This is a genomic window from Pseudoalteromonas sp. BSi20652 (assembly GCF_000239855.1).
Lineage (GTDB): Bacteria > Pseudomonadota > Gammaproteobacteria > Enterobacterales > Alteromonadaceae > Pseudoalteromonas.
Genome location: NZ_BADT01000079.1, coordinates 45,428 through 58,877, shown reverse-complemented (window position 1 = coordinate 58,877; position 13,450 = coordinate 45,428). Strand labels below are relative to the sequence as shown.

Below are 13,450 nucleotides of genomic sequence, written 5' to 3'. Positions count from 1 at the left end.
GCTGCGTTTTTTGTGAGCACTGCTTAGTTATAAACTTTCTAAAAAGTCTTCATCAAAATCTGCAGGTTCTTCTTTAATTGGCGGATTGCCATCGTACAGCTCATAGATTTGACGCTGAAAATAAATATCTTTTACAAATAAGTACGGATCAAGTGAATCATTTAATAAACCTTCTTGCGGGATTAATGATGCACGCGCTTCAACTGCTTTTAAAACGAAGACCAAAATTGTTTGTGGAGTCGTAAGTGCAACTTCAGGCAATACAAAGTTGTCGACTACATCACCGGTTAAGTTACGTGCTGTTGTAGGACCCATGCCTGGTAGCATTAAATAAGCGCCATCACCCACGCCCCATACACCTAACGTTTGTCCAAAGTCTTCATCTACAATTTCAAGACCTAATGTGCTAGCAACATCAAAAAGTCCAAAAATACCAACCGTAGAATTAACTAAAAAACGCGCCAAGCTCACACTTGCGTTACCTGGTTTACCTTGTAACCCAGCATTAACCATATCTACAGGTGCAGTAATGTTATCTGTAAAGTGCACAACGCTTTGACGAACCGGTACGGGTGTTACCGTCATATAACCCACCGCTGCAGGGCGAAGTATATACGCATCAAGAACATCCATATTAAAGTCATATAACGGACGGTTAATACTTTGCAGTGGATCTCTATCATCTACTTTACTTTCTGGCACTTGTGCACAACCAGCAAGTACCAATAAACATAAAAAAGTAAAACTATGTTTTAACATGTAACGTCCTTAAGGTATTAATGTGTCGATTTGAAGTTTGTAGTCACTTACACTTTCACGTTTTAATGGCTCTGATTGACCTTCTAGTTCACCCGAACTTGGCATAACAGAATCATCTATAGATATGCGGGCTGATATAACAATATTCTCCGCACTGGATAAATTAAGCCCTGCAACCATCGCACTACTATCACTTAACTCAACAGTGATTGGAAATGAGTAGTTTTCTAGCTTAACTGCGGCCAACGGCATTGGAGAACCACTTGCTGCTTTAGCAAAAATAAATAAAATCCCATCTTTTGGTTGTTTATCAATAAGTTCTTTTGCAATATCTACGGTAACAGCAATGGAACTGCTGTTAACAATAGGTATAACAGAGCCTTCACCCTGCATTTGCTGCTCTATATCCGCAATACGTTGGGCAATCATGCTATAACGAGTATCATTTTTTTCCATACTCGCGAGTAAAACTTCAAATGCAGCTTTTGCTTGCGGCCAATCTTTACGCTCATAAGCGATTAATGCTAACAATGAAATTGCATCTAAGTTGGTAGGTTCAACTTTTAGTACTTTTGAAAGCATGCCTGCAGCACGTGTCATATTAGCTTCACTACCTTCGAGTAATAAAACTTGGCTGTAACTAATAAGTACCTGCATATTGTCAGGATTCATACGCAGTGCTTTATCAAAGGACTGCTGCGCCATATCAAACTCATTCAGCGACATAGCAACACGGCCGAGTAACATCCACGCCATTTCATCATCGCCTGAGCGGCTTAACTTAGTGCGCAATGCCAGTGCAAACGCTTGTAACTCATTTTGAGTAAGCGGCTCACCTTTTTGCATTACAGCACGCTCGCCATAATCAGCTAAATTATCCATTGCATCATGCCAAGCCGAAATTTGCTGCTGACTACCCGTTAGGCCATAAAAAACACCTGTTAGAGCAAGAACAAATGCGCCACCCGTTAAAGCAAAAATACGATTATTACCTTTGCTGTTTAGTGATTTTTCAGGAGATAACTCGTTCAATAAACGGCGTTTTAATTCAATAATTGATTCTGCATGATTTACTGTATCGATACGCTGATTATCTAAATCGGTTTGTAAATCAACTAAACGCTGCTCATAAATGCTAATTAGCTCCGCATTGGCGTTATGAGCAATTGTTTGAACGCGCTCTTTTTTTAAAAAAGGCAACATAACAAACCCAAGAGCAATCAGTGTGAGTAAAGCAAAACACGCCCACATTAAAATCATTTAACTTTGCTCCTGACGTTTATTTTGTTTGATTAGCTTAGCTAGCAACATTTCATCGTCGCTGCTCCATGTTTGTTTTACCGACGCTTTTCGCTGGCGAATAACAATAAACCCAAACCCGGCTATAACGATTAATACAGGCAATACCCACAAAACTAAAGTCGCAGGCGTAACCGGCGGATCGTAATGGACAAAATAGCCAAAACGGTCAATCATGTAATCAATCACTTCGTCTTTGTTCTTACCCTCTTTAACCAATACAAGCACCTTATCGCGTAAATCTTTGGCAACCACAGCATCCGAATCAGCAATATTTTGATTTTGACACTTTGGACAACGTAGCTCTTTGGTCAGCTCTTCAAACAATATTGCTTGTTTATTGTTATCAAATTGGTAACGATCTTGCTGTGCAAACACCCCTAGGCTTAAAAAAAGACTAAGCGTAAGTAATAACCACTTCATTATTTAAGCTCCTGCATAATTGGCGCAAATTTAGCTCGCCATACTCGTGGGTTTATATCACCCGTGTGATGCAACAAAATAGTGCCATTTTTATCGACTAAAAATGTTTCAGGCGCGCCCGACACACCTAAATCCAACGACAAAGTACGGTGTAAATCTAAAATATTAAATTGGTATGGGTCACCTGCTCGTTGCAGCATATCGGTGACTTCTGTGCGAAGTGATTGCATATCAAACGGACCATCAAAATCAGCATCGTAACCTTGCACGTAATAAAGCCCAATAATTTTAACGCCTTGCTCGCGTAGCTTAGTTAAATAGCCAAGTTCAACTAAACATGTAGGGCACCAAGTACCCCATACATTTAATAAGTAAACCTCGCCTTTTAAAGACTCATTAGTCCACTGTTTATTATCTTGCATTAAATCAGGTAAATTAAACGCTGGCATTTCTTGGCCTAAGCGCCCCGTTTGAATTTCACGAGGGTTAGCAAAAAGTCCTTGGTATAAAAATACACACACAAAAGCAAACACTAAAAGCGGTGCAATGGCTAAAACTTTGCGATTCATAAAACACTCTCCGGTGAATTTTTACGAGATGTTTTAGCTGATGTGCGGTAGCGTTTATCAAATAAAATCATGAAACCTGCAAACGACATAAGCACGCCACCAATCCATATCCAACGCACGAATGGTTTATGATAAATGCGAAGTGACCATGCATCACCACTTAGTTGCTCACCTAACGCTAAATATAGATCACGTTTAAAACCGGCATCTATTGCCGCCTCAGTCATAAACTGCATACCAATGTCATACTTACGTTTTTCGGCATGTAAGCGTGTTACTAGCTCATTATTTTTAAGCACCGATACAACGCCCGCATGACCACTGTAGTTTGGCCCGCGAATAGTTTTAACACCATCAAAGCGATATTCATATTCATTAAGCTGTGCTGTTTCACCCGGTTTCATCGATACATCACGCTCTACTGAATAAGCAGAGGTTAGTGTTACGCCCGCAATAATAAATGCAATACCAATATGCCCAAGTACCATAGCCCAGTAACTTACAGTAAAGCGCTTCAAACCTTCTTTTAAGGTGCCGTGCACAGCGGCTTTTGTGTAAATGTCGATCCCAGTTGATATGGCAATCCAAACCGCAAGCGTAGTGGCTAATAACGTAAGAGGTTTTACTAAATCGTAACTTGAGAACAACCAAGCACAGGTAATCACTACACTGGCTAATACGCCCATTAATATTTTGTTTTGTAAGAAAGCCCACTTGTTTTGCTTCCAGCGTAAAAGCGGCCCTATCCCCATCAAAATAGCAAACGGCACTAAAATTATTGCAAACATCTTATTAAAAAACGGTTCGCCAATAGAAATACTACCCAGCCCCATTTCTTTATGAACCATCGGCAACAATGTACCTAGCATAACAATTAAAGTAGCAACGACTAAAAATATATTATTGAGCCACAACGCCACTTCGCGAGATACAAACTTATATCGACCTTCACTGTGAACTTGCGACACACGCATTGCATATAATGCCAAACCGCCACCTACAACGACGCCTAAAAAGGCGAGTATAAATAAGCCTCTATCTGGGTCAGTAGCAAAAGCATGTACCGATACAATAATACCCGAGCGCACAATAAACGTACCTAGCAAACTTAAAGAGAATGCTGCAATTGCGAGTAATACTGTCCATGATTTAAATATGCCGCGTTTTTCTGTCACACTTAATGAATGCAGTAATGCGGTTGCAACAAGCCAAGGCATAAGCGCTGCGTTTTCTACTGGATCCCAAAACCACCAGCCGCCCCAGCCTAGTTCTGAATACGCCCACCAACTACCAATAGTCAGACCTAAACCTAAGAAACCCCATGCTGTCATCGTCCACGGGCGTGACCATTTAGCCCATGTGTTATCGAGTTTGCCAGTTAACAATGCTGCAATAGCAAAAGAAAAAGCAACCGACAGTCCTACATAACCCATGTAAAGTAATGGCGGATGAATGATCATGCCTGGATCTTGAAGCAGCGGATTTAAATCACGCCCCTCAACTGGAAAATAAGGAAGTAAGCGCTCAAACGGGCTTGAAAGCAGCAAGGTGTACATCATAAAACCTACACCTAAAAAGCCAAGCACACCCAATACGCGAGCACGCAACACCCAAGGTAATGATTTAGAACGCGCTGCAACGGCAGCTGTCCAACCCGCTTGCATAACCAACCATAATAAAATGGCGCCTTCATGACCACCCCACGTAGAGGTGATTTTATAGTACCAAGGTAGCGTACTACTTGAATGATACGCTACGTAAGATACGGTGAAGTCATCTGTTAAACTCGCATAAATTAGTGCAGCAAAAGAGATTAGTACAAAAGCAAATTGCCCTATTGCTAAAGATGGAGCCGCACGCATTAATCGAAGGTTACCGGTATGCGCGCCCCAAAGAGGAAAAATACACAGTAAAACGCTCAGCACCATGGCGAGCGTTAAAGAAAAATAACCAATTTCTGGGATCATAGCTAATTACCACTATCTAAGTTGTATTTTGGTTTTTCGTGCTTAATGCCTTTAACCGCCTCAGCGACTTCTGCTGGCATGTATTCTTCATCATGCTTGGCCAGTACTTCAAACGCTTCAATAACATTAGGCTCGATTAAAACACCTTGTGCAACAATACCCTGCCCCTCGCGAAACAGATCAGGCAATATACCTTGGTAACGCACAGTCACTAATGGTCCTGTATCAATTAACTTAAAGCTAACTTCTAAGCTTTGCTCATTTCTTTCAACAGACCCTGGCACCACCATGCCACCAATACGAAGTTTCTGGCCAATAAATGGTTTTTCTTTGTTCGGGCCTTTGCCGTCAATCAATTCACTCGGGGTATAAAATAAGTTTATATTTTCTTGTAATGCATAAAGTACTAAGCCAATGGCAGAGCCAATACCAAATAAAATAGCGACAATGACTAGTAAGCGTTTTTTACGTCTGGGGTTCATGATGCTTGCTCCTGCTTGGCTTGCTTAATGCGCTCTTCGCGCACAATTTGTTGCTCTACTGAAGCCATGATACGTTTAGTATCTCTTAAAGAGCTCACTAAAATACCCAGTAAAATAAGTGCACATGTGCCAAATGAAAGCCATACATAAAACCCATAGCCTCCCATTGCAATAAAATCAGAAAAAGAGTCAAACTGCATAATTACCCCCTATTAAGCAACTGGCGCACCCATGGGCGATGCTTTTCACGTTGCAAAATTTCATTTTTAAGACGAATTAAAGTGACCGTGCCAACAAAGGCTGCAAAGGCTAAAATATTTACCATTAGTGGCCAAAACATGCTTGGATCGACGGCATTGGTATTAAACTTAGTAATACTTGCTCCCTGATGAAGGGTGTTCCACCACTCAACCGAAAAGTGAATTATGGGTAAGTTGATTACCCCTACAATGGCTAAAATAGATGCAGCGCGCCCTGCTGATTTTTTATCTTCAAAAGCGTGGTATAACGAAATTACGCCCAAATATAAAAATAATAAAATAAGTTCAGACGTTAAACGTGCATCCCACACCCACCAAGCGCCCCACATAGGTTTACCCCATGCAGCACCAGTTATAAGTGCAATTGCAGTCATACATGCACCAACAGGGGCAATCGCTATAACGGCCAGCTCTGCATTTCTAAGTTGCCATACAAGCGCAACAATGGCGGCAATTGCCATTGAAGAGTATGCGCCCATAGATAAGATGGCAGAAGGTACGTGAATAAAGATGATACGGTAGCTGTCTTTTTGTTGGTAATCGGCAGGTGCAAAACCAAGCCCCCATGCCCATCCAACAATCATACTAACCACGGTAACTACGGCAAAATAAGGCAGTAACGTATTGCATAACTTATATGCACGCTCTGCTTTAGCATAGGGATGTAACCACTTCCACATTAACTTATACTCACTTTTAAAGCTGACGATATGGCAATTGGTGCGCTAATGATAGCGATAACTAACATAGCACCAAGGATGGCAAGTTGTCCGCTATAATCCAGCGACATGGTGCTGGTATCGATAGCCGACGTTGCAAAAATTAAAACAGGAATATACAAAGGCAGTACGAGTAAACTCATCAAAATACCTCCTTTTTGTAACCCCACAGTAAGCCCAGCACCAATTGCGCCAATAAAGCTCAATAGTGGTGTACCCAAGAATAATGTTAAAACAGTCGCTGTTAGCGCCGTAGTTTCGAGATTTAATAACAATGCAAATAACGGTGTCATTAGTACAAGCGGTAAACCTGTTACCACCCAATGAGCAGCCACCTTTGCAAGTACAGTTAAAGATAACGGATAAGAGGACACAATTAACTGCTCAAGTGAGCCATCGTTAAAATCATCTCGAAACAACTTATCCAAACCCAACATGGTAGAGAGTAAAGCTGCAACCCAAATAATACCGGGTGCCATTCTCGCAAGTAGACCCGGTTCAGGTCCTATTGCTAACGGAAACAATGAAATAACAATTAAAAAAACAATATTGGGTTTACAATTTCGGCTCGCTGGCGAAACGCAAGTTTTACATCTTTGGTAAATACCGCACTAAATAGCAACCAATAAGAATGTTGACGAGTCATTAGTAACGATACTCCAGCGTAACCGTTTGCAAGTTACTAAATTGAGTGGTTAAGTTTTGGTGGGTTGTTAATAAAATAGCACCACCGCTTTGTAAGTGTTGTTCAAAACGCTGCTGTAAAAAGGCAACACCACTTTTATCCAGCGCTGTGAATGGCTCATCAAGGATCCATAGTTTAGCGTCACTTAAACAAAGCCTTACCAAAGCTACACGTCGTTGTTGTCCAGCAGATAACATTCTAACCGGTACATCTTCAAGCCCAACAAGACCAAGTTGCGCTAAAATAGGATATAAGTCAGATTCGTTTATGTAGCCATTAATTTGTAACCAATGACGAACATTTTCGATTGCACTGAGCTGGGTATTTACACCTGTTTTATGACCTATAAATAGTAGCTCTCTGGCATACTCTTCATAGTACTTAGATATTGGTTGTTCTTGGAACAAAACAGACCCTTCATCAGGCACAGAAAAGCCAGCGATAATACGCAACAGCGATGTTTTACCAGCCCCATTAGGCCCCGCTAATTGCATGATTTGACCGCTATTAAGGCTGAAATCAAGATCCGCAAACAAACAACGATCTTGCTTGATACAGGTGACGGACTTAATGTGTAACAAGATGACGATTCTCTCTGCCAAAAATTAGGCGTTAGTCTACCATAATGATAGGGTAATACGAATATTGCTTTAAAATCGATTTACTTAAAATAGAGAAAACTTGATTTAAAATAATGAATACACCAACGCAAATAACATTATCCAACTCATTGGTCATTAATCAATCAACCAATACCCAAGCCAATGAGTTATCACAATTACCTAGTGAGGTACTTGCGGCTAAGAATATTCAATTTTCGAAAGACTCGATTGCGCTTGATGTATTTATTAATAAACATTGGCAAACATTAAGGCTTGGCACTACAAATGCGCCTCAAAATTTACAAAAAATAGCCAGTGCCAACATACAACTCAGCCCCGATGGCCAACAACTCAACATTACGCCAATAAATAGTACAACCCTTACTTTAAATCAACCAGCTCAATTACAGCGTTTATTAAATTATGTAAACACAGGTACCGAGGTACAAAGTCAACCGATGGATATACAAGTGGTTGTATCTCCTAGCCCTAAGCTAGTCATTAATAAACTCAACGCCAGTATCGCAATAAATAAAGAGGTTGCGCAGTTACTTACAAGCGAAGAGCCTTTAAAAATAATTGTTAGTACGAATAACAAAGGCACGCAGGTCAATGTTATTAATCGCTTTGCTGATTCAGTATATTTACAACCACTGAGTCAAACTAAGTTGACTAAATTACTTGCTACTTTGTTACCAAAAGCACAACTACAAGCAACCGCTAAACTGGCTATTTTAACTCATCCACAAAAGTCAGGCTCGTTTACAACACCTATTACTAATAAACAAATTACCGAGTTACCCAACGTACCTATTAAGGTAAGCTTAGTAAATCAAGCCGATAAGCTATTTATTAAAACCGACACTAGTAATATAAAAGTAACCCTTAACCACTCTTTTTCTAAACCGTTTAACGACCTGCTTTTATCTCAGAAAAACAACGCACTTGCTGTACCTGCTTTTGAAGCAAGCCTCAAAACAAGTCCACTCCTAAGCGCAGATAGCCCTATAAAATCTTGGTTGCAAAATAGTTTTAGTGATTTAAAAACACGTATTAATGACGCGGTTAAATATTTTGAAAATAAACCTTTTGCTGCACAAAAAAAATCTGAGTCAACAGTAACGCTTTTATCGCCTGCACTACAAAAAAGCGCTGCAGCCATACGGCTGACCGAATCAGCAATAAATAAAGTAAATATTACCCAACATGCCGCGACTCAATTAACCAGTAAAACAAATAACACGAGTAATATTTTACCAGAGCACTTTTCTAGGCTCCCGCCGCTTATGCAGCTGACACAACTTGTAAAAGCAAGTGTTAGTCTTTGGCAGTCACCTGCAAGTGCAACAGCCGATAACCCAATCTCTAATAACAGTACACCAACAGCAATAGTTAGCGCTAAGCAAAATGATACAAAAGCCAACCAATTGAGTACTTTGAACATGGGTGTCAGCAATAAAATTGATACGATAATTAAATCTGGAAATGAGGTTATTAATAAAGAGCAAGTAACCCTAAAAGCTCAATTAAGCATTAACGATAACAATAAAAGTACAGCAAGTTTAGCTCCCCTTAAAAACATAATGCCATTAGCAGATCCTATATCTAGCATTGCCTCTCGTAGTCAAATGCTACAACCCATAGAAGCAAAACTATTAAGCACATTATTAACGTTTCCTGATACCACAGCACCTACAGATAGACTGGCTAGTAATAAAGCATTTTTAAGTAATCAAATAATGGATATTGCCAATAAAGCGACGAAAGAAACACCCGACCTAACTCGCTTAGTCAATCAAGCATTTAATCGCATGGTCTCAAGTAATAATGTCAACCCTGCAACTATACAGCGTGAAGTATTAGCCACCTTACAACCATCTCAGCTAACAAGTGATATACTTCAAAGTAGCTTCACTAAAGGGCTTGAACAAGTTGCAGTGAGTATTTTAGCAGCCCCTATAATTAGCCAATCTGTAACACCAATAAGCTTTAATAACCAAACTGGGTTAGATGCACTTTTACAAGTCCTCATACCGACGTTTAAAACGGGCAACACGGGAGCAAAAATGCTTGAGCAACTCCAGCAGGCTCAAGTGCAAGCTTTAGCTAGCGAAATTGTACACGTTAAAAACACACTGACCCAAGTGAGTGTTTCAACACCCAATCAACCAGATACAAACCCGCTTGCACAATTTTTATTACCAATGAAATTGCCGCCAGAGGCAGCCCAAACAGAAATAACGCTAGGGCAGTATAAAAAACCAAGCGCAGATAAATTAGAAGATAAAAATGTATGGTTTGTGAGGTTAAACTTTGATTATGCCCAAATAGGCCAATTACAAATTACCGCGGAGTTAATGGATAAGGCACTTGATTGCCAGCTATTAGCATCAAGCCAAGAAATAAGTGCAATTGCTCACCCTCATTTAGATAATTTAAGATCAAAACTAGCTAAACATGGTTTACAAGTTGGGGAGCTTAACTTAAAACGAGGCGATGTAAATAATCAGGCATTTTATAAATCTCATGCAATTATTAACATTAAGGTTTAGCTATGAGTAATACACCTATTAATAAATCAGCCATTGGGCTTTTATACGAAGCAGGTAACACCCCCATAATTAGTGTTAAAGGGTTTGGTGAATTAGCTGACGAAATAATAGCAGCCGCTAAACTAAAGGGAATTATGATCCACGAGGATGCAGCACTTGCTAAAACGTTGTCGCACTTAAGCTTAGGGGAAGAAATCCCTAAAGAGCTTTATTATGTAATTGCAGAGCTTATTGCATTTTCGTATGTGTTAAGAGGACAATTCCCACCTGGATGGCAAGACTTTCAAGGTAAATTAAACATAAAAGCGTGAAACTTTTAAAGCACTAAGCGCCTTAAAATGGTTTGCGTAAATAGTTACTTAGGCAAGTTACTTATTTTTTTCTGCTCAAGCATTTCTTTCCAATGCATTACCTCGCTCGGTAAAATTGGGGTTTGGCCATTAAACCCTGCCACTTCAAGCATCTCATCAATACTTATAACCCCCTTTTTACTCTTAAATACACCTCGTACATAGGCAATGGCATGCAAACCGCGCTTAGAATGAAATTTTTGCTCTATATAAAAGTATTTGTGATCCCATCCAACGAGCCTGGTACTTATTGTATATTGTTGCATTGGTTTAATATCACGAATGTACGTAATAGCTGTTGCGTTAACAATTGGAAACCATCGACGTTTCATTATTTGCTTAAGAAGACCAACTCGCTCTGTCATCCAAGTGCGCGATAAATCCATCATTGCTAAATAGCGAGAATTAGTCATATGCAAGTTAATGTCACAATCACTTGGCAACGCTTTAAAATCAATATCTACTGTATCGAGTAAATTTTGAAATTGATGATTACGTTTGATTTTAAAAAACAATAAAAGAAGTCGAAAATATAAGTTCACAAAAAAGGTCTTACCAGTTTAATTTATTCGAGTGTAGCACAGCCTCTTGCTAAGACGAATATTCTACTTTAATCTTAAATAATTATTACATCAAAAAAATAACTCATGAAATCAAAACTAAACATTATCGTTGCGTTGGCCCTATTAATGCCTTGTTATAGTGCATTTGCGGATTTTTCATTACCAGGTAAAGGGACTGTTACTTACCCTACAGGTGTAGTAAAAGAATTTAAATTTGGTTTTGAATGGCAGAAAAAAACTGAAAAATTCACTATTGGCTCTAAAAGTTACAATATGGATCAAATTCCTAGCACTTACTCAGTAGCAATTACCCTTTCAAAAGATGACAGTCAAGTATGGGTGCAAGAATTTAATAATGGTTTTATACAAGAATTTGAATGGCAAATTGGCGAACATACGGTAATTTTAAAAAAACAAAAATTTAGCAATTCTGTAAAAGGTGATTATGTTATTGAGCTTAACGGCCGTAGCTATTTTTTTACTCGCAATAACGTCAGTATTTTAATGAACTTTAATGAAGAAGGTATTGAGACAATTGCAATTGATGGGGTAACAAAAAACATGGGTACTAAAGGCTAGTACCCATATTTTAAAACTAAACTTTAACTGTTTTACGATTAATACCGTAATCACGTAGCTTGTTAGCTACGGCCGTATGGCTTAAGCCCAATCGCTTAGCTAACTGACGTGAACTTGGGTAAGCAGGGTAGAGCTTACGCAGTAAGGTCGCTTCAAAGCGCTTTACTGCTTGGTCAAGTGAGCCTTCAAAATCGGACTCTAAATACCCCAAATCGTGAGTAAAAGTTGGTAACTGCAAATGCTCAACACGAAGCTCACTGTCATCTAATAAAGAGACTGCACGGTAAATCGCATTTTCAAGCTGACGAACATTTCCTGGCCACGGGTACTCTTGTAAAAAGCTTAAACATTCTTGAGATAATAAAGGTATTGCATGACCATTTTGCTGTGCATATTTTTGAATAAAGTGCTCAGCAAGCGGCCCCACATCTGCTTTTCTATCTCTTAGTGGCGCTATTTCTAAAGTAAGTACGTTAATACGGTAGTATAAATCTTCTCTAAAAACACCTTCTTGCACCATAGCAGGTAAGTCTTTTTGGGTAGCAGCAACAATGCGTACATTTACTTTAACTTCGTTTTCATCACCTACTTTTCTAAACGTCCCATCTTGTAAAAAGCGCAGAAGCTTAGTTTGTAGTTGAGTCGACATTTCGCCCACTTCATCTAAAAACACAGTACCACCATCGGCTTGCTCTAACACACCGCGCTTTGGTGCCGCATTCTCTTCATACCCAGCATAACCAAACAATTCAGACTCGGCTACATCATCGGGTAACGACGCACAAGACAAAGCAATAAACGGCTTAACAGAGCGATTAGACGCATAATGACATGCCCGAGCAAGTAACTCTTTGCCCGTGCCTGTTTCACCAGTAATTAATATAGGCGCTTCTAATTGTGCCATTTTACGTGCTTCACGAACAACACGTCGCATTGCAGTACTAAAATTATGAATCGTGGCAAAACTCTCTTGCCCATAACGTCTAAATGCACTAACTTGCTGCCCTAAACGACTTTGAGACTTTATATTTATAACCGCACCTGCAAGTACGTCGCCTTCTGCACCTTGAGGTACTGCAATTGGCAGAATATCTGCAATAAAATCTTCGCCAGCGACTTCAACACGCGTCGTTTGCCCTAGGACTTCTTTACTTTCTAACCAGCGCGTAAAGTTAAAGCCTTTAAGCAAGTTATTAATGTTTGCACCAATAACTTCTTTTTCAATAAGCTGTAAATCTTTACATGCGGCATCGTTACACAAACGCACCCAGCCTTTAGCGTCAATAGAAATAACCCCATCAGGTAATGCACGCAGTAAGGTATTTAATTCGTTATGCTCACGCTCAGAAGGTAAAAATGCAGTAGTACGGACGTCGTGTACACCGTCGATTAAACGTATAGATGGCATGATTTTTTGAAACTGCTCGAACTCAATTTCGGGAAAGCTAACATACATACGGCAATTAACAGAATCAACCTCAATACCTTTTAAGTCAACACTGTAGTTAACTAAAATATTAAGTATTTCTTGGGCTATACCGATTCGATCAGCACAGTGAATATCTAGACGCATACATCCTCAAAGAAGGAAAAACTAAATTAGTCGAATAATACGCTAAGTCGCATTGAGAAGGTAGTTTA

The 13,450-nt window shown here is 39.6% G+C and carries 14 protein-coding genes and 1 pseudogene; 3 read left to right on the top strand and 12 right to left on the bottom strand.

From position 1 onward, the window contains the following. Nucleotides 1-27 precede the first annotated feature (27 nt). The 10 genes and pseudogenes from P20652_RS11685 to ccmA form a co-directional block, all read right to left on the bottom strand. Nucleotides 28-759 carry a VacJ family lipoprotein gene (locus P20652_RS11685; RefSeq protein WP_008167673.1) on the bottom strand — a complete coding sequence of 244 codons (732 nt, stop codon included), beginning with the start codon at nucleotides 757-759 and terminating at the stop codon, nucleotides 28-30. Nucleotides 760-768: 9 nt separating this feature from the next. After that, nucleotides 769-2,019 (bottom strand): c-type cytochrome biogenesis protein CcmI, encoded by a 1,251-nt coding sequence (gene ccmI / locus P20652_RS11690; protein WP_008167672.1) that lies wholly within the window; start codon nucleotides 2,017-2,019, stop codon nucleotides 769-771. Further along, nucleotides 2,020-2,481: a cytochrome c-type biogenesis protein gene (locus tag P20652_RS11695; RefSeq protein WP_008167671.1), complete on the bottom strand. Its 462-nt coding sequence runs from the start codon at nucleotides 2,479-2,481 to the stop codon at nucleotides 2,020-2,022. Further along, nucleotides 2,481-3,050 carry a redoxin family protein gene (locus P20652_RS11700; RefSeq protein WP_008167670.1) on the bottom strand — a complete coding sequence of 190 codons (570 nt, stop codon included), beginning with the start codon at nucleotides 3,048-3,050 and terminating at the stop codon, nucleotides 2,481-2,483. Before P20652_RS11700 ends, P20652_RS11695 begins: the two co-directional genes overlap by 1 nt. Then, entirely contained in the window at nucleotides 3,047-5,017 is a 1,971-nt protein-coding gene (locus P20652_RS11705) for a heme lyase CcmF/NrfE family subunit (RefSeq protein ID WP_008167668.1), read from the bottom strand. The genes P20652_RS11700 and P20652_RS11705 overlap by 4 nt, the downstream gene beginning before the upstream one ends. Before the next feature lie 2 nt (nucleotides 5,018-5,019). Continuing rightward, a complete protein-coding gene (gene ccmE, locus P20652_RS11710; protein ID WP_008167667.1) occupies nucleotides 5,020-5,499 on the bottom strand; it encodes a cytochrome c maturation protein CcmE in 480 nt (159 codons plus the stop codon). Next, nucleotides 5,496-5,699, bottom strand: coding sequence for a heme exporter protein CcmD (gene ccmD / locus P20652_RS11715; RefSeq protein ID WP_008167665.1), 204 nt, complete (start codon nucleotides 5,697-5,699; stop codon nucleotides 5,496-5,498). Before ccmD ends, ccmE begins: the two co-directional genes overlap by 4 nt. A gap of 2 nt (nucleotides 5,700-5,701) precedes the next feature. After that, on the bottom strand, nucleotides 5,702-6,439 hold the full coding sequence (locus P20652_RS11720) for a heme ABC transporter permease (protein WP_008167663.1): 738 nt from the start codon (nucleotides 6,437-6,439) through the stop codon (nucleotides 5,702-5,704). Beyond that, a pseudogene (gene ccmB, locus P20652_RS11725) lies at nucleotides 6,439-7,124 on the bottom strand (heme exporter protein CcmB). The gene P20652_RS11720 and the pseudogene ccmB overlap by 1 nt, the downstream one beginning before the upstream one ends. Next, the gene (gene ccmA / locus P20652_RS11730) at nucleotides 7,124-7,744 is read right to left on the bottom strand and encodes a cytochrome c biogenesis heme-transporting ATPase CcmA (RefSeq protein WP_086005527.1); all 621 of its coding nucleotides are present in this window, start codon (nucleotides 7,742-7,744) and stop codon (nucleotides 7,124-7,126) included. Before ccmA ends, ccmB begins: the two are co-directional and overlap by 1 nt. Nucleotides 7,745-7,857: 113 nt before the next feature. Between ccmA and P20652_RS11735 the strand changes: the two genes are divergently transcribed. Together P20652_RS11735 and P20652_RS11740 are read left to right on the top strand one after the other, a co-directional pair. After that, nucleotides 7,858-10,317, top strand: a complete 2,460-nt coding sequence (locus P20652_RS11735; protein WP_008167656.1) for a flagellar hook-length control protein FliK — start codon at nucleotides 7,858-7,860, stop codon at nucleotides 10,315-10,317. 2 nt (nucleotides 10,318-10,319) lie between these two features. Then, the gene (locus P20652_RS11740; RefSeq protein WP_008167654.1) at nucleotides 10,320-10,628 is read left to right on the top strand and encodes an EscU/YscU/HrcU family type III secretion system export apparatus switch protein; all 309 of its coding nucleotides are present in this window, start codon (nucleotides 10,320-10,322) and stop codon (nucleotides 10,626-10,628) included. Nucleotides 10,629-10,672: 44 nt separating this feature from the next. On the opposite strand, the gene P20652_RS11745 is transcribed toward P20652_RS11740, so the two are convergent. Then, nucleotides 10,673-11,209 carry a thioesterase family protein gene (locus P20652_RS11745; RefSeq protein ID WP_033017322.1) on the bottom strand — a complete coding sequence of 179 codons (537 nt, stop codon included), beginning with the start codon at nucleotides 11,207-11,209 and terminating at the stop codon, nucleotides 10,673-10,675. 105 nt (nucleotides 11,210-11,314) lie between these two features. Here P20652_RS11745 and P20652_RS11750 point away from each other — a divergent pair, with 105 nt between their 5' ends. Further along, nucleotides 11,315-11,809: a hypothetical protein gene (locus P20652_RS11750; RefSeq protein WP_033017321.1), complete on the top strand. Its 495-nt coding sequence runs from the start codon at nucleotides 11,315-11,317 to the stop codon at nucleotides 11,807-11,809. A 16-nt stretch (nucleotides 11,810-11,825) separates the two neighbouring features. Here the strand turns inward: P20652_RS11750 and tyrR are convergent, their stop codons facing one another. Then, nucleotides 11,826-13,382, bottom strand: a complete 1,557-nt coding sequence (gene tyrR, locus P20652_RS11755) for a transcriptional regulator TyrR (RefSeq protein WP_008167648.1) — start codon at nucleotides 13,380-13,382, stop codon at nucleotides 11,826-11,828. Between the last annotated feature and the right edge of the window lie 68 nt (nucleotides 13,383-13,450).

What these genes read in the sequence shown, in the direction of transcription:
- P20652_RS11685 (WP_008167673.1), bottom strand. Translation starts at nt 759, where the DNA reads ATGTTAAAACATAGTTTTACTTTTTTATGTTTATTGGTACTTGCTGGT.
- ccmI (WP_008167672.1), bottom strand. Translation starts at nt 2,019, where the DNA reads ATGATTTTAATGTGGGCGTGTTTTGCTTTACTCACACTGATTGCTCTT.
- P20652_RS11695 (WP_008167671.1), bottom strand. Translation starts at nt 2,481, where the DNA reads ATGAAGTGGTTATTACTTACGCTTAGTCTTTTTTTAAGCCTAGGGGTG.
- P20652_RS11700 (WP_008167670.1), bottom strand. Translation starts at nt 3,050, where the DNA reads ATGAATCGCAAAGTTTTAGCCATTGCACCGCTTTTAGTGTTTGCTTTT.
- P20652_RS11705 (WP_008167668.1), bottom strand. Translation starts at nt 5,017, where the DNA reads ATGATCCCAGAAATTGGTTATTTTTCTTTAACGCTCGCCATGGTGCTG.
- ccmE (WP_008167667.1), bottom strand. Translation starts at nt 5,499, where the DNA reads ATGAACCCCAGACGTAAAAAACGCTTACTAGTCATTGTCGCTATTTTA.
- ccmD (WP_008167665.1), bottom strand. Translation starts at nt 5,699, where the DNA reads ATGCAGTTTGACTCTTTTTCTGATTTTATTGCAATGGGAGGCTATGGG.
- P20652_RS11720 (WP_008167663.1), bottom strand. Translation starts at nt 6,439, where the DNA reads ATGTGGAAGTGGTTACATCCCTATGCTAAAGCAGAGCGTGCATATAAG.
- P20652_RS11735 (WP_008167656.1), top strand. Translation starts at nt 7,858, where the DNA reads ATGAATACACCAACGCAAATAACATTATCCAACTCATTGGTCATTAAT.
- P20652_RS11740 (WP_008167654.1), top strand. Translation starts at nt 10,320, where the DNA reads ATGAGTAATACACCTATTAATAAATCAGCCATTGGGCTTTTATACGAA.
- P20652_RS11750 (WP_033017321.1), top strand. Translation starts at nt 11,315, where the DNA reads ATGAAATCAAAACTAAACATTATCGTTGCGTTGGCCCTATTAATGCCT.
- tyrR (WP_008167648.1), bottom strand. Translation starts at nt 13,382, where the DNA reads ATGCGTCTAGATATTCACTGTGCTGATCGAATCGGTATAGCCCAAGAA.